Genomic DNA, 26,259 nt, shown 5'->3' with positions numbered 1-26,259 from the left:
CTTTTTACATTATCCATCAGATTAAATGAATGTTTGATGTACTGTTTCTTGGCCGATGCCGATAGTTAATAGATCATGTCATTCAATCAACTATTGCCCGCCAGTAACTTCATACACGCCATTATCTATCGCCTCCCGTCTGTGAATCGCTTGTTAATTAAATCAACAGGAAATTAATATCAAGAAAAAAGATTCAAAAATAAGATATTGTGGTTAATTTTGTGAGCAGATTATCAGCTTTAAGAAAAAAATCGTCATTAATTCAAAAAAATTTCGCATAGTGACGCTCATCATATAAAACATTAAAAATCAAAAAGATAACTCACCATTTCTTATCAAATCACAATGAAACATCAATACCGTATGCTAATGCCAGGAATATCACCCCAATGAATACATAACATTCAAAAAACTAATAAAAAGGTAAACCTATAACTGCCCTGCAACTATAGGCTTACCAAATCAAAAGAATAAATGATATTTTTCTTTTGATTATTTGTGTTAAGTTGTGATTAACATTAAAAGTTTTTAATGAATACTCTGCACTTCTTTATATGGTCACGATTAACACATTTCCGCTTATTTTTTGACTATCTGAATATATATGTCCAATCTCTGTTACTGCTGTATTTTCTGTAAAATTATTGCCCAATATTCCCACAGATAAATTAAAGTGAAATTACAATAGAACTGACATAGCAAGATCTTCTTTATAGGGAACCTCTAAAAACTTTTCACAGCCACAAAATTGAGTAAAATGTAGGCACAGTACATCTCTGCAAGGTAGCGCTGTCATGATACCGCCTCGTTCTGCTTTAAAAAAAGACAAGCTGGCATCCGAATATCACCGTCGAAAAATCGATGAATTAGGTGATCCGCTACTTGTTCTTGATAAGTATGTTGATTTCTCGGCACTGGCTGACACCATAGACCTTGTCGCGCCACGTATTATTTCTCCCAAAGGTGGACGCCCGCCATTCCCGACTGAGGTGATGGTTCGCATCATTATCCTGAAACATTTCCATAATCTTTCCGATGAAAAGATGGAATATCAATTGCTTGACCGAATGAGCTGGCAACGTTTTTGTCGCTTGACCGATGTCATTAATATTCCAGACCGTAACACGATTTGGTGTTTCGAAAAACGGATTGGCCAGGCAGGTGCCAGAGCGTTGTTTGAAGAGGCGAAGCATCAGCTTTCGACACAGGGATTCATTCCTAGAGGGGGTCAAATCATTGATGCCACGTTGATTCCAGTTCCTAAGCAGCACAATAAGAAGGAAGAGAATGAACAAATCCGTCAGGGTAAAACCCCGGATAACTGGACAGCAAACAAACGATGCCAGAAAGACACCGAGGCAACCTGGACGAAAAAGAACGGTAAAAGTTATTTTGGCTATAAACTGACCATTAATGTCGATACAAAATATAAAGTGATCCGCCACATCGCGACAGGAACCGCAGCTGTCCATGACAGCCAGTTTTTTGAAGCCGTTTTGGATCGGTCAAATACAAGTCGGGACATTTATGCTGATAAAGGGTATGCCAGCCAGATGCGTGAACGTGAGCTGAAGGAACAGGGCTATCGTGTTCATATTCAGAGGAAAGCGTCACGCAATAAGCCCTTATCAGACTGTCAGAAAGGCCGAAATAAGAAAATAGCGAAAACCCGGGCACGAGTAGAACATATCTTTGGCTCATTCTCTCAGATGGGTGAAAAATTTATCCGAACGATAGGCCAGCTGCGAGCCACTTTTGCGATGACTCTGAAGGCAACCTGCTATAATTTACAACGTTTGGTTTATTTTGGAAAATCCGGCATTCATGCCTTTTAATTCCGGTATGTGATGAAAAAGCGATGAGTTTATTTTTTCCCCTGAAAAAGCAAGAAAAAGTCATACACAATAAGGTCATTTATTGGTGAGTGCAAAATTGATCTTATTTTTTGTATTGAGAGTTTTTAGAGGTTCCCTATAAAATAATCGGAGCGTTCTCTGGTCGTCTGCGGGAAATAAATAACGATTATCTGGCGGCCTTCCAGTGCATAAATACAAACTCGATTATCTGTCAAATGGTTGGCTAAATCGCCAACAAAAAGCCCAACTCAGCAATTCATTAATATAACCAGAAAAATATAGCCTAAGCGATTGCTTTCCATGCTATCAAACAGGTTTTCTAATTTAGAGGGTTTACAATGTTTTTTTGCTAACATCCTGCTCAATATTTACCTTAACAATTCTTTTACTTTTAAGCATCAAAATCCTCCAAAACTAATATTTTCACGATTAATTACAGCCCCATTAATCTGTAAAAACAACAGACTTAACCCAACTATGTATAGTCATAACCAACACGTTATCAACAAATATTTAACATTTTACATTAATTTCAATAAAATATTATTCCATTACGAAATTAATTTCGTAAAAAATATGAAAAAACTTCTCTTATATGCAACATAAAACTGGATCTTTTATTATCTACTGCTAATATTTTCATTTGTTATCTTTTACAAAAAAAACATGTCTATGAAGTTAATATTGCAAAAATATCTCACTTTTATTCTCAATACATAATTTAAACAATATACGTTGAGGTTATGAATGACGTTAAGAAGAAAAAGGAAGAATCCTACTGATAACAATTTACCTATAAGAGTCTATCGTGGGAGATCTAAATACGAATACCACCCTCCATCAGGGGGTTCTATATCCATTTGTTGCTTAAGTTCACCATTATCTGTCGTTTGGGAGGAATATGAAAAAATTCTTAATAAGGAAAATAATAACTAAATCATAACGATTCAAATATTATACAGTAAGTACTATATATACAATTATAAAAACAGCGGGAGAACAAACTCCCGTTAGCGGTTTTTACTTAGTCACATCTACCATAAAGATTTTTACAAGCTATTAAATTAACTATCCAGTTTTAACTTCTATATTTACTTATCGGTCATCAGCTTCTATTCGGCCCATATGGCGTGTTACAGATGCAGCTACAGTACTATTCCGATATAAACGGGTAAGGCACCGTAGCAGAAGAGAATGAAGAAGAGAAAATAGTAACGTCCCAAAAAACAACTGTAACGTGTAAAATTTTGCACGTTACTGGATAAGAGCAACCGCCTTAAAAATATATTCTTTAAAAAGAAACGCCAGCGTCGCAGCAACAATAGACCATTGAAGACGATCAAATTTACCTTCAAGTTTGCTAAGACGTACATCCACAGACTCGAATCGTTGGTTAACGCCTTTACTCATAGATTCGAATCGTTGGTTAGATTCTTTATCCATAGTTTCAAATCGTTGGTTAGACTCTTTACCCATAGCTTCAAATCGTTGGTTAGACTCTTTACTCATCGCTTCAAATCGTTGGTTAGACTCTTTACTCATCGCTTCAAATCGTTGATCAAGGGCTTTACCCATAATTTCAAATCGTTGATCAAGGGCTTTATCCGTAGCTTCAAATCGTTGGTTAAGAGCTTTATCCATAGCTTCAAACCGCTGGTTAATATCGGATTTAAGTGACGTGAAGCTAGCCTCATTCTCACGGCGCAGATTATCAACACTTTCCTGAGTTGCAAGATGTTGCATATTCTGCCCGCGATGCAAGAGAGCATTTAACACATCACTCGTGCTGAACTCTATTTTTTTATCATCTGAGTCACTCATCTTTCCCCCTCAATATCAAACAGCACAAATATTAATCTCAGTATACACTCTGCCGTATATGACTTGCAAAATTTTGCATCCAACAAAAACAACAAAATATCGCACTTGGGTGCTTGAATCTTTCCAATATAATCATTAAGACATAAACGTATAAAAACGATAGGTAACTACATGATGTAAAAGGAAAACTTATAAATCATAGCAATATAAATAAATATGTTTTTTATGGCTATTTTATGAGAGTTCTATAGCAAAAATTTCAAGAAATGAGAAAACTCCACGGCAATATCAGCTACCGTGAAGTTTTCAGAAGACGACGGATTACATATGCTGGATAATAGCGTCACCAAATTCACTGCATTTCAACAGCTTCGCGTCTTCCATCAAACGCTCGAAATCGTAAGTGACGGTCTTCGCAGCAATCGCGCCTTCCATGCCTTTAATGATAAGATCAGCGGCTTCTGTCCACCCCATATGACGCAACATCATCTCAGCGGAAAGAATAACTGAACCTGGGTTCACCTTATCCTGGCCCGCATATTTAGGTGCTGTACCATGAGTTGCCTCAAACAGAGCGCATTCATCCCCGATATTTGCTCCCGGAGCGATACCGATACCACCAACCTGAGCAGCCAGTGCATCAGAAATATAGTCGCCATTCAGGTTCATACAGGCGATAACGTCATATTCAGCCGGACGCAGCAGAATCTGTTGCAGGAAAGCATCAGCAATCACATCTTTGACAATGATCTCTTTGCCGTTTTTCGGGCTCTTAATTTTCACCCAAGGACCGCCATCCAGCAGTTCACCGCCGAACTCTTCACGAGCAAGCTGGTAACCCCAGTCTTTGAAAGCCCCTTCGGTGAACTTCATAATGTTGCCTTTGTGAACCAGAGTAACTGATTCACGGTCATTATCAATCGCGTATTCAATAGCAGCACGAACCAGGCGTTTAGTGCCTTCTTCAGAACAGGGTTTCACGCCGATACCACATTGCTGTGGGAAACGGATTTTATTCACGCCCATTTCGTCTTGCAGGAATTTGATCACTTTATCCGCTTCCGCGGAGCCCGCTTTCCATTCGATACCGGCGTAAATATCTTCCGCGTTTTCACGGAAGATGACCATATCAGTCAGCTCAGGTTGTTTAACCGGGCTTGGCGTTCCCTGGTAGTAACGAATAGGGCGAAGACAGACATACAGATCTAATTGCTGACGCAATGCCACGTTCAGGGAACGAATACCCCCACCAACCGGCGTCGTCAGAGGGCCTTTGATGGCGACGCGGTATTCACGGATCAGATCCAGAGTTTCATCCGGCAACCAAACATCTTTACCGTATACATGAGTAGATTTTTCACCGGTGTAGATTTCCATCCAGGAAATTTTACGCTCACCCTTATAGGCTTTCTGAACCGCTGCATCGACAACTTTCAACATTGCAGGGGTAACATCGACACCAATCCCATCCCCTTCGATATAAGGGATGACCGGGTTATTCGGAACAACCAGTTTACCTTTAGCGTCGACTGTTATTTTTTTACCTTCCGCCGGAATAACTACTTTGCTTTCCATTAACCTCTCCTTTCAAGTAAGCGTAATACCTTGTTAATTTTTTGTAAGGGACCTGTCAATACTACTTGAATATTCTGCAAACGCCAATCGATAGCAGACTCATGTATAATACCCACCCCATTTTCGCTTAGTGATCTATGATGACAAATTTCTCTGTTAAAAAACGCAGACTTAACCGATTCAGCCAAAGAAAAATATCACACTCTGTCAAAAAACCAACAGGACCTCGCCGGGTGTTGATATTGAACAAACCTTACGATGTCTTGCCCCAGTTCACCGATGAAATGGGCAGAATAACGCTGAAAAATTTTATCCCATTCCCCGATGTGTATGCCGCCGGACGTTTGGATCGTGACAGTGAAGGATTATTGATTTTGACTAATGACGGTAAACTTCAGTCACATCTGACTCAACCGGATAAAAAAACGGCCAAGGTTTATTATGTTCAGGTTGAAGGGGTTCCAGATGAAGCTTCACTCGATAAACTGCGTAACGGTATTATTTTAAAAGATGGGCCTACCCTTCCCGCAGGTGCCGAGTTAGTTCATGAACCCACATGGCTCTGGAGTCGTCATCCACCGATTCGTGAACGTAAAAGCATTCCGGTGAGCTGGTTAAAAATAACACTGTATGAAGGCCGAAACCGCCAAGTGCGCAGAATGACAGCACATATTGGTTTCCCTACACTTCGGTTGATTCGTTTTAGTATGGGAAACTGGCAATTAGACGAGATGAAACCCGGCGAATGGAAGGAGATCGATTTTGTTTAACCCCCACATTACAGTTGCCTGTGTTGTCCATGCCCAGAATAAATTCCTGGTGGTTGAAGAGACAATTAATGGCAAAGCATTATGGAATCAACCCGCGGGTCATCTTGAAGCGGATGAAACGCTATTACAGGCAGCAGAGCGTGAATTATGGGAAGAAACCGGTATCCGGGCTAAACCACAAGCGCTGCTGAAAATTTATCAGTGGGTTGCTCCAGACAGCACACCATTTATCCGCTTTCTGTTTCTGGTTGAAATGGAACAACAAGCAGCAACCCATCCACAAGACAGTGATATTAACTGCTGCCATTGGGTTACCGCAGAACAAATATTAAAGAGTGATTGTCTGCGTTCACCACTCGTCGCAGAAAGTATCCGCTGTTACCTGCAAGACGAAAAACATCCTCTCACCCTGCTGGATAGCTATGTCTCTGCGGTTAATTAATAGCAAAACAGTGATGCGTTTGATGCACCCCCGTTCACAACGTGTTAAAGTACGGCGCTTGTTTTTTTCTCCAGTGAGATTCTCATGTCAGATAACAGCCAGAAAAAAGTCATTGTCGGCATGTCCGGTGGTGTAGATTCCTCCGTTTCCGCATACCTGCTGCAACAGCAAGGTTATCAAGTGGCTGGCTTGTTCATGAAAAATTGGGAAGAGGACGATGATGAAGAGTACTGTTCAGCCGCGACTGATCTGGCCGATGCGCAATCCGTTTGCGATAAACTGGGTATTGAACTTCATACCGTCAATTTTGCTGCCGAATATTGGGATAATGTTTTCGAGCATTTCCTTTCTGAATATAAAGCCGGCAGAACCCCTAACCCAGATATTCTATGCAACAAAGAAATTAAATTTAAAGCATTTCTGGAATTCGCCGCAGAAGATTTAGGTGCGGATTACATCGCTACAGGTCATTATGTCCGCCGCAAGGATATTAACGGTAAGAGCCAATTATTGCGTGGGCTCGATAACAATAAAGACCAAAGCTACTTTTTATATACCCTGAGCCACCAGCAAATCGCGCAAAGCTTATTTCCTGTCGGTGAATTGGAAAAACCGGAAGTGCGTTGTATCGCTGAAAAAATCGGTTTGGTGACGGCGAAGAAAAAAGATTCCACGGGTATCTGTTTTATCGGTGAGCGCAAATTCCGTGATTTCCTTGGACGCTATTTGCCCGCCAAACCGGGGCCGATTATGACTGTGGATGGAGAAACCCTTGGCGAGCATCAGGGGCTGATGTACCACACACTGGGTCAACGTAAAGGTCTGGGGATCGGCGGAACTAAAGAAGGTAGTGAAGAGCCTTGGTATGTCATAGACAAAGATGTTCAAAATAACATTCTGATTGTGGCTCAGGGACACGAACATCCCCGTATGATGTCTGCCGGCCTTATTGCTCAACAGCTTCATTGGGTTGACAAACAGCCACTGACTGAAGAAATCCACTGCGTGGTCAAAACACGTTATCGCCAGCAGGATATTCCTTGTACTGTCACACCAATAAACGAAGACAAAATAGAAGTACGTTTTGCTAACCCTGTCGCCGCAGTCACCCCTGGTCAGTCAGCCGTCTTTTATCAGGGTGAAGTTTGTCTTGGCGGTGGCGTGATTGAACAACGTTTGCAGGAGTAATTGTGGCAAAGAATTATTACAACATTACACTGGCTCTGGCGGGAATTTGCCAGTCAAGTCGTCTGGTACAGCAACTTGCTCACGAAAACCAGTGTGATACCGATGCTGTTGCAACTATGGTCAATAGCATTCTGAACACCAACCCGGCATCTGTTTTAGATGTGTTTGGTAATCATGAACGCAATCTGCGAATTGGTCTGGATGCCATGCTTGGGATGTTCAATGGTTCTAACAGTAGTCTTTCTGCCAATCTTACCCGCTATATGTTAAGCCTGATGGTACTGGAGCGCCGCCTGAGTAAAAATCAGGACGCTTCCGACGCACTTGGCAATCGCATTAGCCAGTTAGAGCGCCAACAGACTTATTTTGAACCCATGTCGGAAGGCATGTTCAATGCGTTGGCCGGTATTTATGTTGATGTTGTCAGCCCATTAGGTCCAAGGATCCAGGTGACAGGTTCCCCTGATGTTCTGCGCAATCCACTTGTACAAGCGAAAGTCAGGGCTATTCTGCTGGCAGGGATCCGTTGTGCTGTCTTATGGCAGCAAGTTGGCGGTAGTCGCTGGCAATTAATGTTTTCTCGTCAACGCCTGCTCCAACAGGCGAAAGATATTCTTGCTCATTGTTAAACAAAATCCAGGAGTTGCTACCAATGGAATTATCCTCACTGACTGCTGTTTCTCCGATTGATGGCCGCTACGGCGATAAAGTCAGCGCATTACGTGCCATTTTTAGTGAGTTTGGCTTATTGAAATTCCGCACGCAGGTCGAAGTACGTTGGCTGCAAAAACTGGCAGAATGTGCTGAAATTAAAGAAGTTCCGGCTTTTGGTGCGGACGCAAACGCTTACCTGAATGAAATTATCGCAAATTTCAATGAACAGGATGCAATGCGCATCAAAACGATCGAACGCACGACTAACCACGATGTTAAAGCAGTGGAATATTTTCTAAAAGAGAAAGTTGCAGATGTTCCGGCACTACATAAAGTTGCTGAGTTTATTCACTTTGCCTGTACTTCTGAAGATATTAACAATCTGTCTTATGCGCTAATGCTGAAAACAGCCCGTGAAGAAGTGATTTTGCCACAATGGCGCCAGATGATTGACGCCATTAAAGAAATGGCGGTTGAATATCGGGACTTGCCGCTGTTGTCCCGTACTCACGGTCAACCAGCCACGCCTTCCACGGTGGGTAAAGAGTTTGCCAACGTTGCTCACCGGATGGAACGCCAGTATCGCCAACTGGAGCAAACCGAAATATTAGGCAAAATCAATGGCGCAGTGGGTAACTATAATGCCCATATAGCCGCTTACCCGCAGGTTGACTGGCACCAGTTCAGTGAAACGTTTGTGACTTCACTGGGCATCAAATGGAATCCCTACACGACTCAAATCGAACCTCATGATTACATTGCGGAATTGTTCGATTCCATTGCCCGTTTCAATACGATTCTGCTCGATTTCAACCGTGACATTTGGGGTTATATCGCACTCAACCATTTCAAACAGAAAACGATTGCCGGCGAAATTGGCTCTTCCACAATGCCGCATAAAGTCAATCCAATTGATTTTGAAAACTCTGAAGGTAATCTGGGGCTGGCAAATGCCGTACTTGGTCATCTGGCAAGCAAGTTGCCGGTTTCCCGTTGGCAGCGTGATCTGACTGACTCAACCGTATTACGTAACCTTGGCGTTGGTCTGGGATATGCTCTGATTGCTTATCAATCTACAATGAAAGGCTTAAATAAGCTGGAAGTCAATGAACAGAATCTGCTGGATGAGCTGGATAAAAATTGGGAAGTCCTTGCTGAACCTATCCAGACTGTCATGCGTCGCTACGGTATCGAAAAACCTTATGAAAAGTTGAAAGAGCTCACTCGTGGTAAACGCGTCAATGCTGAAGGGATGAAAACCTTTATTGATGGGTTAGATTTACCTGGAGAAGAGAAAATCCGCCTGAAAGCAATGACGCCGGCAAATTATATTGGCCGCGCAATCACACTGGTTGATGAATTAAAGTAATCGATATTCCCACAGATGGATAAAATATCCGTCTCAGACCGCTGACAAACCTCGTTGAAAATAACGAGGTTTTTGTTTTTATCATGAATACTGACTATTTTTCCTTAAATAAATGAGTGTGGTATTTAATACCATTAACAGAGAATTGAAAAGAAATCAGTACATGAAAGAATATTATCTGAATAAACGGGCATGCAAAATCTTTCTAGTCGTTATTTTACGAAGTAAGCCATAAGGAAATAGCACAATAAAAAATGGATAAAAAGGTTAATTCTGTAAGGTTTAAACTCTGAAAAAAGCTTGCAAAAACAACGATATGAGTTAATTTTATCGTTAAATCACATTTAAGGTATAAAAAGAGGCGCGATTTAAATCAAACAGTAGAAAAGCAATGCTATTAAACGGGATGAAATAGTATAAAACAAGTTTTAACGGATGTATTTAATGTATCGCAGTGTTGCATAACAAATTCAACATAAAAGCGCTGTAAGTAATCCAGTTCATGTTCGGTTTAATCGTTTATTTGCGGGTTTTGTTATCCCTGTTTTTATTTATTTTTTTTGCGTGGTATATAAAGCATTAATAAAACCAATTCTTTTTCTCATTTTCACTGATAGATTTATCATAGGCAGGTTTTAAACTGTTATTAAAAGCCATTTTTTTAACCTCTGGTTTTAACTTGTATAATAAGGTTTTAGCCGTTTTTTTTACTGCTTTTAACATTTTTTTTATTAAGTTTAATCATCATGGTATATTGTTTTTTACGTTAAACCAACGTTAATCATACTCGACTTTTATCTTTACTGACGCTGTTTTACTGGCAATCCTGAACAGTTTTTATAAGTCTTTTATCTTCATAAATCAATCAGTAAATAACTTGATGGTATAAAGATATCCTTTTATGTTTTCCCGAGCAATATCTTTTTTTGCTGATTTTTTCAATTCTCTGTTAATGATAAATAGACTTTGATTAAATATAATCAATATTCTTTTAAAAAAATTACACTTATAGTTAAATCCGTCTTTTATATAAAATATTTAATATCTCTGTTTTCGTGCTTTTAAATGGTCATAGCAGGTTAGGTAAATGTAAAATAAGCGGAAGATATTCCGCCGAGCTCGCAATCAGTATCTGACCGCAATAAACCAGCTCATAACCGCCTGTCCCTACTGCGGTGACGGTAATTGCGGCATCCCGCCGCTTTATCCCCTTTTTCTACCGCTAATATATCCTTTTGATTGTCAACCGATAACTGATACAGCATATGCTCAGTCATGTTATTACGATAGACAAGTTCTGCGCTGTTCGCCGCACTATAAGCGCCTTCCGGGGTATGGCTAATCGCTTTACCCGGGATACCCAGAATCTGACCGTTATCACCAATCAATCTGGCGCATATGTTTAACGCCAAAATCAGAGGCTGGATAAATTATTACGGTGCATTTTATAAGTCGGCACTGTATCCAACGCTGAGGCAGATCGATCGCAAACTCGTGTTATGGCTGACCCGCAAACATAAGCGTCTCCGTGGCCATCGACGACGTGCCAGCCACTGACTGGCGAGGGTGGCGCAGAAGGAAACGAAGTTGTTTGCCCACAGGCCGCTACTGACTAGCTCGGTAGTGTAATTTATTAAGGGCTGCGCATTGTGTGGCCTGTTTTGTTAGTGCAAGGGTGGAGTGCTTATTTTCCAGTAGCTTTAAAAGTCGGGGAGTTTTTGATCGCTTAATGTGGTCTTTTTCTTATCTGCCAAGTGAAATGATGTGATTTTTCACTTGGCATTATATCAGTAAAAATGTTTATTACTTTATTGGTAATATATATTCACACAGTTTTTGTTTACTTTAGAGGGGAATACCGAGACTCTATTATGACCTCGACTTGAAATTCACCTGAATTGTCACCAAAAGTACCCGGTACGTCATTGAATAAAAGTATTAATTCACCATCTACAGGAATCGTTTTATGAAGTACTCCGTTGCCAATTGCAAAATTCTGGTTGGCGATCTTAGCGACGAGTGTGGCTATTGATGGCGGTTGTGGATTAATAGGTAAAGGGCCATCAGGTGATGCCCATTCAACATTATCACGGCCATATTTCACCCATCCATGAGCAACAATAGAGATTATATCTCCTTGTTTGAGAATAAGTCCTGTGGATTTACCTCTTTCAGCGTTAGCTGGAACATTTCCAGACCAGTTAGACATAGTATTACCTCTGAAATTATATTTTATGGAAATAAACTTAGTCAAAGATGCTTACATATTTGACGGAAGTATAATTTATTTATTTTATGGCGGGGTTTCAATGAGAAAATTAGCATTTGTGATCTGTATCAATTACAATAATCTTTGTATCTACCGTTAATTTTAATATTGAGATTCTTTATTTTAAATAATTATCCCGAATCATTAGAATAAAAGAATAAGATTCCTATTTTTAATTTCCTAATCTAATTATATTAGCAAGCCAGAGTTACCATTAATTCCCATTCCGTACAGAAATTGTGTAAAATAAAATGGTTACAGTAAATTATTGATAGATAGTGTTTCTTGCAAGGTATCAAACCTTGTCCCAAGCGGGTTTTTTCGTTTAATTGCAGTTTTTTGTGAGTGAAATAGGGTAATGAGAATTCATTGGCGTTCATCTTACGAATTCATGGAGTTATTGAAAGAGTGATTGTGTTGGTACCATCAAATTTCAATTATTACAAATCGAGAGTATCATTCGAGGTTTGAAACGGCGGCAACCCTTTAAAATTCTTGGGCTGTTTGGGGCCAAGGGAAGAGACCAATCTATTGCATCTTAACTGGGATAGTATGACACATTTTTCTTCTATTGTTGAATTACAGGATTTAGTGGCTGAACTGGCAATATTTGAGCAAAAATTGGTACGGTTCAAACAGCGGCTTAATTTGAATGTTGAGCAATATCAAGCCGATCATATCTCCTTACGTTGTCACGATATCTCTGTAGCGGAGCGCTGGCATAAAGGTTTTTTGCAATGTGGCAGTTTGATGTCAGAAACTATCATTAATGGGCGTCCAATCTGCTTGTTTGATTTAGAACACTCAATCGCGGTGCTTAATTGGCAAATTGATTGTGTTGAATTACCCTATCCTGGCAAGAAAACTTACTTGCATCAGGGATGGGAACATGTGGATTGGTAACAACTTTAGGCTCTTCATTCGCCAGTATTTGGTTGAGCGTTCTTTCATGCTGTTGTGACATGAACCATTTATCGTGTTTGCGTATGGCTTGGGCGACATAGGGCTTCGTTTGAAATAGAGAGGCTTGTCAACAACCTGAGACGGATAAAATATCTGCTAATTTCTACCCTTTTATAAACCAATCCCAAACACACATTGAAGTTATATTCTCTATTTCTACTTGATGACTTGCTGTTACAGATCCATATATCTAACATACTCAGCCAGACCCATTGCATTGAATTTTTTACCAGCAGTTTTGTCTATATAACAGTTTGAATAAATTAATTATTACAATACTGCCAGTTGCCGTTTTAGAAGGAATATTCCATGCGGATATTGATCGTTGAAGACAACATGCTGCTACGTCATCATTTGACAGTACAGCTTCGCGACACAGGCCATCTGGTTGATGCTGCGGCAAATGCCAAAGAAGCCGATTACTATCTGGCAGAAAGCGAACCAGATATTGCTATTGTTGATCTTGGTTTGCCCGGAGAAGATGGTTTGAGTTTGATCCGTCGCTGGCGCCAGAAAGATGAAAAACTCCCCATTCTTGTTCTGACAGCCCGTGAAAGCTGGCAGGAAAAAGTCACAGTCCTTGATGCAGGGGCCGATGATTATGTCACCAAGCCATTTCATCTTGAAGAAATTATTGCCCGGATGCAGGCACTTCTGCGCCGTAATAATGGATTGGTTTCTCAGGTTATTGAGTTTCCCCCCTTCAGAATTGATCTGTCACGCAAGGAATTAACGGTTTATGGGGAAAATGTCAAACTAACAGCGTTTGAATACCGGATTATTGAAATACTGATGTGCAATAGTGACAAAGTGGTTACTAAAGATGCATTAATGCGCCAGTTATATCCCGATGCTGAACTACGCGAAGGCCATTCCATTGATGTGTTAATCGGTCGGTTAAGAAAGAAAATACAAGATATATGGCCTTATGAAGTTATCGTGACTGTCCGTGGTCAAGGCTATCGCTTTGATGTATAAAATTTTGCTGGGTAAAACCGTGCTGAAGCACAAAAAGAAACCTTTCTCACTCCGTACCCGGTTTTTAATGGCGACTGCCGCCGTTATTCTGGCTCTGACAATGTCTTACGGTATTGTTGCCATTGTCGGTTATCTGGTCAGTTTTGATAAAACCGCTTATACTCTGCTACGCAGTCAGAGTAACCTGTTTTTCAGTCTTGCTCAGTGGAATAACAATAAACTGGATATTTCAGTCCCTCCCAATTTCACACTGAACAACCCATCACTGGTTCTGATTTACAACAACAAAGGAACGATCCTCTGGCGTCAACGTCATCTCCCGAAAGTAGAGAACTCGATTCCAAGTGTATGGTTGAAGGAAAATGGTTTGTATGATCTGAATACTGACCTGAAAAACAGCCGGGACTTGTTAAAAGACTCGGACAATATGCAAGGACAATTAGGTAAACTTAACGCTCTCGACGAAAATGAAGACAATGAGCTGACCCACTCCGTTTCTGTTAACCGATACAGTGCGACAGATCATCTGCCGGCGTTAACCATTGTCGTCATCGATACTATTCCGCAGGATTTACAAAAAACGGTTATGGTGTGGGAATGGTTCGGCTATGTATTGATTGCCAACCTGATTCTGGTCATCCCTTTAATCTGGCTGGCGGCACACTGGAGTTTACGACCGATTAAGTCGCTGATTCATCAGGTCAGTTCACTGGAGAAAGGTGAACGGGAAAAACTGGATGAAAACCCACCGACCGAGCTGCGGGGATTAGTGCGTAACCTTAATGTGCTGCTCAATAATGAACGAAACCGCTATACAAAATACCGGACAACGCTGGCTGATCTAACACACAGCCTGAAAACTCCACTGGCTGTTTTGCAATCAACCCTTCGTTCTTTACGCAACAGTAAGCAAATGACGATTCAACAGGCCGAACCCATCATGCTTGAGCAAATCAGCCGTATTTCTCAGCAAATAGGCTATTACCTGCATCGAGCCAGTATGCGCAGCGAACACAGTACTATTATGCGGAAAGTCTCTTCTATTCCCGCTTTATTGGATAGCCTGTGCAGCGCTTTAACAAAAGTCTATCAACGTAAAGGGGTCAGCCTTACGTTAGATGTATCGCCGGAGATCACCTGGCTTGGTGAAAAAAATGATTTTATGGAAGTCATGGGTAATGTGCTGGAAAATGCCTGTAAATATTGCCTTAAATTTGTCGAAATCTCAGTCACTGTTGATCACGATTCGGTGATGATTATTGTCGACGACGACGGCCCAGGCGTTCCAATTGACAAACGGGAAATAATTTTCCAGCGGGGCCAACGCGTCGATACCTTACGACCTGGTCAGGGGCTTGGGTTGTCAATTGCTTCTGAAATTATTGAACAATATACCGGTGATATCAGTATCAGTGACAGCCCGCTTGGCGGCGCCAGAATTTGCGTCATATTCCGGTGTCAGCAAATTAATGATGACGATTAAGTGGACTGCTCTGTGCTCTTATACCTCCTTCCGCATCGGACGAAGGTTTACGGCTATTTTTGCTAAATATGCCTATGCAGTCTGATACTCGATTTAACTAATTCGTTATAATATCCTGAAACTCACTTCACACTCAGGATGTCACTATGGACTATCAGTTGAATCTGGACTGGCAGGCGTTTTTGCAAAATCACTGGCAAAAACGCCCTTTACTGATTAAACAAGGCTTCCGTCAATTCATTGATCCACTTACTCCCGATGAGCTGGCAGGTTTGGCTATGGAGAATGAAGTTGACTGCCGTCTGGTCAGCCAGAAAAATGGCCGTTGGGATGTCTCTCATGGTCCATTCGAAAGTTACGATCATTTAAGTGAACAGGATTGGTCACTGCTGGTACAAGCGGTTAATCACTGGCATCATCCTTCCGCGGCATTAATGCAACCATTCCGCGTGTTATCTGACTGGCGGATGGACGATCTCATGGTTTCCTTCTCTGTTCCCGGTGGGGGTGTTGGCCCGCATCTCGACCAATATGATGTGTTTATCATTCAAGGAATGGGTCGCCGTCGTTGGTGCGTTGGGGAAAAGATCCCCATGAAACAGCACTGCCCTCATCCCGATCTATTACAAGTCGCTCCATTTAACGCCATTATTGATGAAGAGATGGAACCCGGTGATATTCTCTATATTCCACCTGGGTTTCCGCATGAAGGTTATGCCATTGAAGATTCACTGAATTATTCAGTTGGTTTCCGTGCGCCCAATTCCCGCGAACTGTTCAGCAGTTTTGCCGATTATGTGCTGGCTAATGATTTAGGCAGCTATCGCTATAGCGACCCTGATCTGACTTTCCGCGAAAACCCGGCACGGGTCCAGCCACATGAACTATCCGCGCTACACACAATGATGAACGAATTATTAGCGCAACCTGAAACTTTCCAACAATGGTTTGGCGAGTTTATCTCTCAGTCCCGGCATGAGCTTGATATTGCCCCACCAGAGCCGCCCTATGAAAATGATGAAATTTATGAATTAATGAAACAAGGTGAAAATCTCCACCGCCTTAACGGACTACGGGTTATAAGAATTGGTGATCAGTGCTTTGTGAATGGTGAATTAATAGATACACCTCATATTAAAGCAGCTGATATTCTTTGCCACTATTATGAGATTAATGCAGAAATGCTGGGTGAAGCGATAGATGATGTGCGTTTTATCAGCCTGCTCACTGCATTGGTAAACAGTGGCTACTGGTACTTTAATGATTAATGTATCATCACAAAAGGTGACCCTTTAAATAATTCTGTGTCACTTCTCACCCAGTTATTACCTCACTGCCTTTTAATCAGATCTTCCGATTAAGAGGCAGTGACTGGCATATTTATCAGCCAGGTCACCTCCACGTAGAAAGGCGGCATAGTGTCCGCTCGCCAAGAATCTTTCTACGGTATTTGGTCACAAACACAAGATATACATGCAAAAGAAAGGCGGCATGTCGTGAACAATTAATTTTGTATTTTTGCATTGAAGTTAGCCGAAGGCACAGTAAAATAGAGAACAAACCGACTACACACTGAATGATAATGCTAATACTGAAAGCCTACAAGTTCAGACTAGAGCCAACTGAAGAACAGTCGCAGCGTCTGCGGCAGTTATGCGGGTGTGCTCGTTTTGTCTGGGATCACGGACTTCAGGTAACAAAACACATTCTGGATTCTGGCGGAAAACTTCCCTCCGCGTTTGAACTCAACCGAATGCTCACGGGGTGGAAAAAAATACCGGAATACGCCTTCTTACAGGAAGCTTACACCGATAACCTTCAACAAAAACTTAAAGACTTACAGGGGGCATGGCGGCGTTGCTTCGATAAAACACTGGCAGCGAAAGCGCCTGTATGGAAACGAAAAAATGACGGCAGGGATTCAATCCGGTTCGTCAATTTTGAAAAATATTGTCTCCTTGAAAATCGCAGAGTCAGGCTTCCTTCTGGGCTCGGATGGATAAAGTTCCGGCAATCGCAGGAGGTGAACGGCAAAATCAAAAATGCCACGATCAGCCAGTCAGCGGGTAAGTGGTATGTGTCGTTTCAAGTCGAGATAGAAGCCTCTGAGCCACACCACGAATCAACAACAATGGTGGGTCTGGATGCCGGGATATCGAAACTGGCGACGCTCTCAGACGGGACGATATACGAACCGGTCAACAGTTTTAAAACCCGCCAGCGCAAGCTGGCAAAGCTCCAGAGACAGTTAAGCCGCAAAGTTAAGTTCAGCGCCAACTGGCAGAAACAGAAGCGAAAAATTCAGCGTCTGCATTCGCACATCGCCAATATTCGCCGCGACTACCTTCATAAGACCACCACGAAAATAAGCAAAAACCACGCGATGATCGTGATTGAAGATTTGAAGGTCAGTAACATGTCGAAGTCAGCGAAAGGCACGGCAGAACAGCCCGGAAGGAACGTTCGGGCTAAATCAGGCTTAAATCGCGCGATACTGGATCAGGGCTGGTATGAAATGCGCCGTCAGCTAGAATATAAGCAGCGCTGGCGCGGCGGTCAGGTACTGGCAGTCCCTCCGGCATACACCAGCCAGCGGTGCGCATGTTGTGGTCATACAGCAAAAGAGAACCGCTTGTCACAGAGTAAATTCGTGTGCCAGGTGTGTGGATATACCGCGAACGCAGATGTAAACGGCGCTCGTAACATTTTAGCGGCAGGACATGCCGTGCTTGCCTGTGGAGGGACGGTGCAGTCAGGCCGCCCGTCGAAGCAGGAACCAGACGCAGAGCGATCAGCCGTCGCCCACTAACGGGGATCCCCCTCTTGAGTCACGAAGTGCGAAAGTGGGGGAGGATGTCAATATGAGGAAGAGAAACAGAATAATTATTGCGTCAAATCAGCTTTAAATTCTTTTATCCTATCAATCAACTTTTGGACATATTCATCCACTATCTTACTGGCTGGCCCATAATGCTTTTCATCAAACAGACTTTCTACCTGACTCGGCTCCAGATTCAGCTCTACTGTGTGTGCCCCTGCCAGTTTAGCTTCATGCACAAATCCAGCCGCAGGATAAACATGCCCGGAAGTGCCGATAGCAATGAAAATATCCGCCTGAGCCAATGCAGAGTAGATTTGCTCCATAGCAAAAGGCATTTCACCAAACCAAACAATATGCGGACGCAATGGTGATGGAAACTGACAACAATGGCAACGTTCATCAGTCGTCAGAGGACCTGCCCAATCGAACACTTGCCCGGACTGACAGCAACGGACTTTGAGCAATTCGCCATGCATATGCACCGTACGATAGCTGCCCGCCCTCTCATGAAGATTATCGATATTCTGGGTAATCAGCAGAAAATGATCACCAAGCTCATTTTCCAAGGCTGCCAAAGCATAATGCGCCGCATTCGGATTTATTTCCGGTTGCTGAAGCTGATGACGCCGGGCGTTATAAAATGCCTGTACCAGTTCCGGATCTTTCTGAAAACCTTCCGGTGTAGCAACATCTTCCACCCGGTGTTCTTCCCATAGTCCATCAGAGGAGCGGAACGTCCGAATACCCGATTCAGCCGAAATACCCGCGCCAGTCAATACCACTACATAAGGTTTTTTCATATTCAGTGCCAATCGATTATCCCTATAGAAAATTCGACTACGAAACCTCTGATGCCGCAAACGCTTAACCTTACGAAACCGACCAAGCCGACGACGAACACGCATATGATTTCCTTATAAGATTTCTTAGTACTGCTTAGGTTTCTATTTTTTATACCATAGCGCCTTTGTTTAGCTCATGCCAATAGCCGGCTGATTATTTCCCACTTAAAATCCGCGCCGGATCAAGTCTGCTTGCCCGTCTTGCCGGATACCAACTTGCCAGTAAACTCAGAATCAAAGCCGTCGCCAGAACATACAGCACATCCATGCTATGTAGCTCAGATGGCAGGAAATCAATGAAATAAACATCACCGGAAAGAAATTGATGGCCGATCAGCTTTTCCAAACCATGAATCAGGGCCGTCAGATTCAGTGATGCCACCACGCCGACTACCGCGCCAGCAATACTGCCTACCATACCCGCCAATAATCCATACCAGAGGAAAACCGCTCTGATTTGCCCATCTTTCGCGCCGAGGGTTCGCAAAATAGCGATATCACTGCTTTTATCTTTTACCGCCATGACCAGTGTAGAAACGATATTAAAACACGCTACGCCAATCACCAGAATCATCGCCAGATACATAATGCCGCGTACCATCTGAATATCCTGATACATATAACCGTAATTTCTTATCCAACTACTGATATAAACATATTCTTGTGAGGCTTCACCGGCAGCCCGTACCCGTTGATCAGCGGCAAACACATCATCAACCTTGATCGCAATTCCGGTGATCCCCTGACCATAATCCAAATATTGCTGTGCATCAGCCAAAGGAATCAACGCCAGGCTGTGATCAAGTAAGCCACTTAGCTGAAAAATTCCGCTAACCTGTAAACGGATCCGCTTTGGTTGCAACAGTTTCATTTCCGGATCATTGTTTGGGATCATGACAGTCAACCAATCGCCCTGTTTAACCTTCAAAGCATTAGCAACGCCCTGCCCAAGAATGACCTGTTGATGACCCGCCTGAAAGTTTTGCCATGCATTACCTTGTACAAACTGTGGTAATGAACTGACCTGAGCCTCAGTAACTAAATCAACACCTTTCACCTGAACAGCATGTAAGCTGACGCCTTTTTCCATTAATCCGGTAAAAGTAATATAAGGTGAAGCAGCAACTATGCCGATTGTGTTTTTTACCCGTTCTAATGCCGGCCGCCAATGCTCAAGAGGCTGATTAACTGCATAGATTTCACCATGAGGAACGACCGAAAGGATCCGGTTTCTCAATTCGCGCTCAAAACCATTCATGGCACTCAGACCAATAATCAGAACAGCGACACCAAGCATAATCCCCAGCGTGGAAATCACTGAAATCAGGGATACCATTCCACCACGGCGGCGCCCCCGGCTGAATCGCAGAGCAGTGACTAAAGAGAGAGGCAAATTCGCCATTACAATGCCCCCGCCAGGGTCAATTTATCCTGTAAATAACCATCCTGCATCTCCACCTGACGATTCAATCTGCCAGCCAGTGTCAAATCATGGGTGACAACCAGAAATGCTGTGCCTTGCTGTCTGTTAAGCTCGCCCAATAATTCAAAAACGCTATCGGCATTACGTAAATCAAGGTTACCGGTAGGTTCATCAGCCAAAACTAAAGAAGGCTCATTAACCAGGGCTCTGGCAATCGCCACTCGCTGGCGTTCACCCCCTGATAATTCTGACGGGCGGTGATGGGCTCGTTTCTCCAGACCAACAGCCGCCAACATTTCCAATGCTTTCTTCTGTGCCTGGCTGCGGTTTTTTCCGCCAATCAGCAGTGGCATAGCCACATTCTCTATTGCGTCAAAATCAGGCAACAAATGATGAAACTGATAAATAAAACCCAATTCATGGTTGCGCAGCGCTGCTCTGGCTTTGGAGGACATTTTATTCAAAGAGTGCCCTTTAAAAAGGACTTCACCAGAGGTCGGTGTATCCAATCCACCAAGCAAATGCAGAAGCGTACTCTTACCTGAGCCGGAACTCCCGACAATCGCCATCATTTCACCCTGCTTAATAGCGAAAGTGACATTTTTCAGCACTTCGGTCAGTACTTGCCCTTCCTGATATTTTTTACACAAATTATTACACAGCAGTAGTGGTTGATTATTCATAACGCAAAGCCTCAGCAGGTTGAATGGCAGCAGCACGCCAGGAAGGATATAACGTAGATAACAAGGCGATAACCATCGCTGAAATTGCAATGGTGGCTACCTGTAATGGCTCAATCGCAACAGGCAATTCAACACCTGAGGTTAACAGGCCAACCAATGGCATTAAGTTATTAAGCTGGCTGGAAAGCAGAACACCAAGCCCGGTTCCTAGTAATGTACCGATGATCCCGGCACCGGCTCCCTGGATCATAAAAACGGTCATAATCTGACGGCGTACCAGTCCCTGTGTTTGCAAAATCGCCACTTCACCTTGCTTTTCCATCACCAGCAAGCCAAGCGAAGTAATGATATTGAATGCAGCTACAGCAATAATCAAACTCAGCAATAAGCCCATCATGTTTTTTTCCATCCTTACCGCCTGGAAAAATTCACCTTTACGTTCACGCCAATCTTTCCACAACAACCCTTCAGGCAAGGTTTGTAAGCTCAAACTATCTACAGCCAAGGGTTCTATGAGATAGAGACGCCAGCCGGTGATGTTACCCTGCGGATAACGCATCAGACGAGCCGCATCTTGCTGATTAACCAGAACCTGTGTGCCGTCTACTTCACTGTTAGAAGCAAAAGTACCCACAATCGTAAACAGACGCTGACTGGGAATACGCCCCATCGGTGTCAACTGGCTTGCACCCGGCACCATAAAGCGGACCCGATCACCGCGCTTTACCCCAAGCTCCCTGGCCAGTTTTTCGCCCAAAATCGCATTATAGCTGCCGGATTCAAGTTGCTGACGATAAGTGCTGATCAGATATTCCGTCAGCGGTTCATATTCATCAGAAGTGATACCCAACATCACGCCCACACCAACATTGCGGGGACTTTGTAATACGACATCTCCCACCACCAAGGGTGTAATCCTGCTAACTTGTTTCAAATCCTCAAGCTCCCTGGCCGGATACTTTTCCGGATCCAAAGAACCATTCACCGACGTCACAATAGCCTGCGGCATAAAACCAAGAATACTGGTTTCCAGTGAACGCTCAAAACCATTCATCACGGACAGTACTGTAATTAATGCAGCAACACCGAGAGTAATACCAATTGCCGACAGCCATGAAACAAACCGGCCAAATTTGTCAGCCGCACGGCCACGCATATACCGCAAACCTATAAATAATGAGACAGATTGAAACATGAAATCTGTTACTCCCCTGTTGCCAAAGCAAAGTGTTCGGGGATAATAAAGGGTAGCTATACTTTATGGAACCACCAACGCCCGGATCTGTGGTTTTTTTTATTTTCTCTCAACCTGCCAGCGTGTTTACTTTAAGACCATTATGAGTCGAAAAATCTGTTGGGAATGGACTGAATCATAGAGAACACATTAACGCTTATGTCCTCAAAATACCGTTATGAACTTCCTGAACGCCGCGGTGATAGCCGCCAGTTAGGCCAACTTACTGGCGCAGCTTATGCTGTAGAGTGTGCTGAAATTGTCGAACGCCATCAAGGCCCTGTGGTACTGATAACCAAAGATATGCAAAACGCCTTACGTCTGCATGATGAAATCCATCAGTTTACCGACTGCCCTATTGATCTCCTTTCTGACTGGGAAACATTGCCGTATGACAGTTTTTCCCCTCATCAGGAAATTATTTCCAATCGCCTGTCCACACTCTACCGTCTGCCAACAATGACCAAAGGTGTTTTAATCCTGCCGATAAATACCTTGATGCAACGGGTTTGCCCTCATGAATTTCTTCACGGGCATGCGCTGGTCATGTGCAAAGGTCAAAGGCTTTCGCGGGATAAACTGCGTACGGAATTGGAACAGGCGGGCTATCGCAGTGTTGAACAAGTTCTTGAACATGGTGAATTTGCTACCCGTGGCGCCCTGCTTGATCTTTTTCCAATGGGGAGCGAGCACCCTTATCGTATTGATTTTTTCGATGATGAAATTGATAGTCTGCGAATTTTCGATGTTGACAGCCAACGCACGCTGACCGAGGTCAAGCAAATCAACTTACTGCCCGCTCATGAATTCCCAACGGATAAAGAGACTATTGAACTGTTTCGCAGCCAGTGGCGAGAACGTTTTGAAGTCCGTCGTGACGGTGAACACATCTATCAGCAAGTCAGTAAAGGGACATTACCGGCAGGGATAGAATACTGGCAACCCCTGTTTTTCAACCAACCCTTGCCTTCGCTATTTGAGTATCTGCCAGACAACACTTTGATTATCAATCAAGAGATAACCCCCTCCGCGGAACGTTTCTGGCAAGATGCTCAACAACGTTTTGAGAGCCGTAAAGTTGACCCCATGCGTCCTCTCTTACCACCGGAAGAACTTTGGCTTCCGGCTGATAAGCTATTCTCCGAACTCAAAAACTGGCCCCGCATTCAACTCAAAACGGAAGAGCTCAGTAAAAAAACCAGCCACATCAATCTTGATTATCAACGACTGCCGGATCTCGCCGTTGTTGCACAAAATAAGGCACCTCTGGATAAGCTTCGCCGTTTTCTTGAACAATTCAGTGGCCGCGTTATTTTCTCCGTTGAGAGTGAAGGCCGAAAAGAAACGTTGCAAGAATTGTTGTCACGGATAAATATTAAGCCAATTAAAATCAGCAAATTACATGAAGCTCAACAATCAGGCTACTTTTTGATGATTGGTGCGGCTGAACATGGTTTTATTGATGCAAAGAATGCACTTGCTCTGATCTGTGAAAGTGACATGCTTGGTGAGCGTGTTGTTCGCCGCCGTCAGGATACCCGCCGCACGATCAATACAGATACTCTGATCCGTAACCTTGCAGAACTACATCCCAGTCAGCCGGTGGTTCATCTGGAACATGGTGTTGGCCGTTATCAGGGGTTAACCACTCTGGAAGCAGGGGGGATCAAGGCTGAATATCTGATCCTGAGTTATGCCGGTAACGACAAACTCTATGTTCCGGTGTCTTCCCTGCACCTGATTAGCCGCTACGCAGGTGGCGCAGATGAAAATGCGCCACTACATAAATTGGGCGGAGAGGCATGGAGCAAGGCCCGCCAGAAAGCAGCCGAAAAAGTACGCGATGTGGCTGCGGAGTTGCTTGATATTTATGCCCATCGCACCGTAAAACCAGGGTTTGCTTTTAAACATGATTGGGAACAATACCAACTGTTCTGTCAGAGCTTCCCATTCGAAACTACACCAGATCAAGAGCAGGCGATTAACGCCGTTCTCAATGATATGTGTCAACCCGTGGCGATGGATCGCCTGGTTTGCGGTGATGTCGGATTTGGTAAAACCGAAGTTGCGATGCGCTCTGCATTTCTGGCCGTCCATAATGACAAGCAAGTGGCGGTATTGGTTCCGACAACTCTTCTGGCTCAACAACATTTTGATAATTTCCGTGACCGTTTTGCTAATTGGCCGGTACGTATTGAAATGATATCCCGTTTCCGCAGCGCGAAAGAGCAGCAGCAAGTCGTTGAGATGGCAGCCGAAGGTAAAGTCGATATTATTATCGGTACTCATAAATTGCTGCAAAGTGGCCTGCGCTGGAAAGACCTTGGTTTATTAATTGTCGATGAGGAACACCGGTTTGGTGTTCGCCATAAAGAGCAGATCAAAGCTATGCGCGCCGATGTGGATATTCTGACACTTACCGCAACTCCTATTCCGCGAACGCTCAATATGGCAATGAGTAGTATGCGGGATCTCTCGATCATTTCGACACCGCCCGCCCGTCGCCTGGCGGTTAAAACATTCGTGCGCGAGTATGACAGCCTGGTTGTTCGGGAGGCGATGTTGCGTGAAATTTTGCGCGGTGGTCAAGTCTACTACCTCTATAATGAGGTTGAAAATATTGAGAAAGCAAAACTACGCCTCGAGGAGTTAGTGCCAGAAGCACGGATCGCCGTTGGTCATGGGCAAATGCGTGAACGGGATTTAGAACGGGTGATGACCGATTTCCATCATCAGCGGTTTAATGTCCTGATTTGCACCACCATTATTGAAACAGGCATCGATATTCCAAGCGCCAATACCATCATTATCGAACGTGCTGACCATTTCGGCCTGGCTCAATTGCATCAGCTACGAGGACGTGTCGGACGCTCTCATCATCAGGCTTATGCTTATCTTCTGACGCCACATCCGAAAGCCATGACAACCGATGCACACAAACGTCTGGAAGCAATCGCTTCCCTTGAAGATTTAGGCGCTGGTTTTGCACTGGCAACCCATGACCTTGAGATCCGCGGAGCTGGTGAACTTCTCGGTGAAGAACAAAGTGGCCAGATGACAACGATTGGCTTCACACTCTATATGGAGCTACTGGAAAGTGCTGTCAATGCATTAAAAGCAGGTCGTGAACCTTCACTTGAAGACTTGGTGAATAGCCAGACGGAGGTTGAATTACGTATGCCTGTTTTACTGCCTGACAGTTATATTCCTGAGGTCAATATGCGTTTATCTTTCTATAAACGCATTGCCAGCGCCAGAGACGAATCAGAATTGGCAGAATTAAAGGTTGAATTGGTAGACCGGTTCGGCATATTACCTGATCCTGGGCGCCATTTATTACAATCAGCGGCAATTCGCTTATCTGCTCAGAAATTAGGGATTAAGCGCATAGAAGCCCATGAAAAAGGCGGTTTCATCGAATTTAGTGAGAAAAATAAAGTTGATCCAACTTATCTTATCAGCCTGTTACAGAAACAGCCTGAGATTTACCGGCTGGATGGCCCCGCTAAATTGAAATTCATTACTGACCTGAACGAGAGGATGGCGCGTCTGGAGTTTATTCAGCAGTTAATGAGTACTTTTGAACATCATCAAGTAAGTTTTTAAGCTGTTTTTTACTTCCCCTGTGATTGATTATCAGTCCGTGGGGAAGTGCTGTAATTTACTCATTAATACTTATTTTTAAATAACAATCATATCGCAATATTCATATGGAATCTGGGCTATTGCCGAATTAAATTAGAGGTAAATTCAGGTTTCAGAAAATAATAACCAAATAGAGTCATACTCATGATAACAGATTATATTATCAACCTTACATATTAGTTTGCTTTTTTAACTTAAATCCTATTTCTCTTGTTACAATCATAACCCTTAATTATGCAACCC

General features: G+C 43.2%; 20 protein-coding genes and 2 pseudogenes. 13 read left to right on the top strand and 9 right to left on the bottom strand.

What is annotated here, in order from left to right:
• The first annotated feature begins 797 nt into the window (after positions 1-797).
• Positions 798-1,835 (top strand): IS5 family transposase, encoded by a 1,038-nt coding sequence (locus tag VY86_RS17325; protein WP_046976644.1) that lies wholly within the window; start codon positions 798-800, stop codon positions 1,833-1,835.
• A 1,275-nt stretch (positions 1,836-3,110) separates the two neighbouring features.
• Here the strand turns inward: VY86_RS17325 and VY86_RS17320 are convergent.
• Positions 3,111-3,677 (bottom strand): hypothetical protein, encoded by a 567-nt coding sequence (locus VY86_RS17320; RefSeq protein WP_046975873.1) that lies wholly within the window; start codon positions 3,675-3,677, stop codon positions 3,111-3,113.
• Positions 3,678-3,998: 321 nt separating this feature from the next.
• Positions 3,999-5,252 (bottom strand): NADP-dependent isocitrate dehydrogenase, encoded by a 1,254-nt coding sequence (gene icd / locus VY86_RS17315; protein WP_046975872.1) that lies wholly within the window; start codon positions 5,250-5,252, stop codon positions 3,999-4,001.
• 140 nt (positions 5,253-5,392) lie between these two features.
• Between icd and rluE the strand changes: the two genes are divergently transcribed.
• The 5 genes from rluE (at position 5,393) to purB (ending at position 9,675) form a co-directional block, all read left to right on the top strand.
• Positions 5,393-6,022, top strand: coding sequence for a 23S rRNA pseudouridine(2457) synthase RluE (gene rluE, locus VY86_RS17310; protein WP_046975871.1), 630 nt, complete (start codon positions 5,393-5,395; stop codon positions 6,020-6,022).
• Positions 6,015-6,464, top strand: coding sequence for an NUDIX hydrolase (locus VY86_RS17305; protein WP_046975870.1), 450 nt, complete (start codon positions 6,015-6,017; stop codon positions 6,462-6,464). Before rluE ends, VY86_RS17305 begins: the two co-directional genes overlap by 8 nt.
• Before the next feature lie 84 nt (positions 6,465-6,548).
• A complete protein-coding gene (gene mnmA / locus VY86_RS17300) occupies positions 6,549-7,652 on the top strand; it encodes a tRNA 2-thiouridine(34) synthase MnmA (RefSeq protein ID WP_046975869.1) in 1,104 nt (367 codons plus the stop codon).
• 2 nt (positions 7,653-7,654) lie between these two features.
• Positions 7,655-8,281 carry a high frequency lysogenization protein HflD gene (hflD, locus tag VY86_RS17295; protein ID WP_046975868.1) on the top strand — a complete coding sequence of 209 codons (627 nt, stop codon included), beginning with the start codon at positions 7,655-7,657 and terminating at the stop codon, positions 8,279-8,281.
• A gap of 23 nt (positions 8,282-8,304) precedes the next feature.
• Positions 8,305-9,675: an adenylosuccinate lyase gene (gene purB, locus VY86_RS17290; protein WP_046975867.1), complete on the top strand. Its 1,371-nt coding sequence runs from the start codon at positions 8,305-8,307 to the stop codon at positions 9,673-9,675.
• Between the two features lie 1,151 nt (positions 9,676-10,826).
• Here the strand turns inward: purB and VY86_RS17285 are convergent.
• A complete protein-coding gene (locus VY86_RS17285) occupies positions 10,827-11,087 on the bottom strand; it encodes a hypothetical protein (protein WP_228940493.1) in 261 nt (86 codons plus the stop codon).
• Between VY86_RS17285 and VY86_RS23665 the strand changes: the two genes are divergently transcribed.
• On the top strand, positions 11,074-11,232 hold the full coding sequence (locus VY86_RS23665; protein ID WP_082111257.1) for a group II intron maturase-specific domain-containing protein: 159 nt from the start codon (positions 11,074-11,076) through the stop codon (positions 11,230-11,232). The two genes, VY86_RS17285 and VY86_RS23665, sit on opposite strands and share 14 nt — an antisense overlap.
• A 283-nt stretch (positions 11,233-11,515) precedes the next feature.
• Here VY86_RS23665 and VY86_RS17280 read toward each other — a convergent pair whose 3' ends face one another.
• Entirely contained in the window at positions 11,516-11,884 is a 369-nt protein-coding gene (locus VY86_RS17280) for a LecA/PA-IL family lectin (RefSeq protein WP_046975865.1), read from the bottom strand.
• Positions 11,885-12,496: 612 nt separating this feature from the next.
• On the opposite strand from VY86_RS17280, the pseudogene VY86_RS17275 reads away from it, so the two are divergent.
• The 4 genes and pseudogenes from VY86_RS17275 to VY86_RS17260 all read left to right on the top strand — a co-directional run.
• A pseudogene (locus VY86_RS17275) lies at positions 12,497-12,841 on the top strand (VOC family protein); the annotation flags it as partial.
• A 375-nt stretch (positions 12,842-13,216) separates the two neighbouring features.
• Entirely contained in the window at positions 13,217-13,885 is a 669-nt protein-coding gene (gene phoP / locus VY86_RS17270; RefSeq protein ID WP_046975864.1) for a two-component system response regulator PhoP, read from the top strand.
• Positions 13,886-13,904: 19 nt separating this feature from the next.
• Positions 13,905-15,368, top strand: coding sequence for a two-component system sensor histidine kinase PhoQ (gene phoQ / locus VY86_RS17265; RefSeq protein WP_046976946.1), 1,464 nt, complete (start codon positions 13,905-13,907; stop codon positions 15,366-15,368).
• A 146-nt stretch (positions 15,369-15,514) separates the two neighbouring features.
• Complete coding sequence (locus tag VY86_RS17260; protein WP_046975863.1) at positions 15,515-16,636, top strand: ribosomal protein uL16 3-hydroxylase; 1,122 nt, start codon at positions 15,515-15,517, stop codon at positions 16,634-16,636.
• A gap of 138 nt (positions 16,637-16,774) precedes the next feature.
• On the opposite strand, the pseudogene VY86_RS26590 reads toward VY86_RS17260, so the two are convergent.
• Positions 16,775-16,928, bottom strand: a pseudogene (locus tag VY86_RS26590) (IS200/IS605 family transposase); the annotation flags it as partial.
• A gap of 22 nt (positions 16,929-16,950) precedes the next feature.
• Between VY86_RS26590 and VY86_RS17255 the strand changes: the two are divergent.
• Positions 16,951-18,177 (top strand): RNA-guided endonuclease InsQ/TnpB family protein, encoded by a 1,227-nt coding sequence (locus VY86_RS17255; RefSeq protein ID WP_046976945.1) that lies wholly within the window; start codon positions 16,951-16,953, stop codon positions 18,175-18,177.
• Positions 18,178-18,251: 74 nt separating this feature from the next.
• Here the strand turns inward: VY86_RS17255 and cobB are convergent, their stop codons facing one another.
• The 4 genes from cobB to lolC form a co-directional block, all read right to left on the bottom strand.
• The gene (cobB, locus tag VY86_RS17250; protein WP_023044753.1) at positions 18,252-19,094 is read right to left on the bottom strand and encodes a Sir2 family NAD+-dependent deacetylase; all 843 of its coding nucleotides are present in this window, start codon (positions 19,092-19,094) and stop codon (positions 18,252-18,254) included.
• A 91-nt stretch (positions 19,095-19,185) separates the two neighbouring features.
• Entirely contained in the window at positions 19,186-20,433 is a 1,248-nt protein-coding gene (gene lolE / locus VY86_RS17245) for a lipoprotein-releasing ABC transporter permease subunit LolE (protein WP_046975862.1), read from the bottom strand.
• Positions 20,433-21,137, bottom strand: coding sequence for a lipoprotein-releasing ABC transporter ATP-binding protein LolD (gene lolD / locus VY86_RS17240; RefSeq protein ID WP_046975861.1), 705 nt, complete (start codon positions 21,135-21,137; stop codon positions 20,433-20,435). Before lolD ends, lolE begins: the two co-directional genes overlap by 1 nt.
• Positions 21,130-22,332 carry a lipoprotein-releasing ABC transporter permease subunit LolC gene (gene lolC, locus VY86_RS17235; RefSeq protein WP_046975860.1) on the bottom strand — a complete coding sequence of 401 codons (1,203 nt, stop codon included), beginning with the start codon at positions 22,330-22,332 and terminating at the stop codon, positions 21,130-21,132. The genes lolD and lolC overlap by 8 nt, the downstream gene beginning before the upstream one ends.
• A gap of 198 nt (positions 22,333-22,530) precedes the next feature.
• On the opposite strand from lolC, the gene mfd reads away from it, so the two are divergent.
• Entirely contained in the window at positions 22,531-25,977 is a 3,447-nt protein-coding gene (mfd, locus tag VY86_RS17230) for a transcription-repair coupling factor (RefSeq protein ID WP_046975859.1), read from the top strand.
• Positions 25,978-26,259: the final 282 nt, after the last annotated feature.

The organism is Photorhabdus thracensis (genome assembly GCF_001010285.1).
Lineage (GTDB): Bacteria > Pseudomonadota > Gammaproteobacteria > Enterobacterales > Enterobacteriaceae > Photorhabdus > Photorhabdus temperata.
Note: the sequence above shows the minus strand (reverse complement) of the source record. Positions and strands in the feature narration are given on the sequence as shown.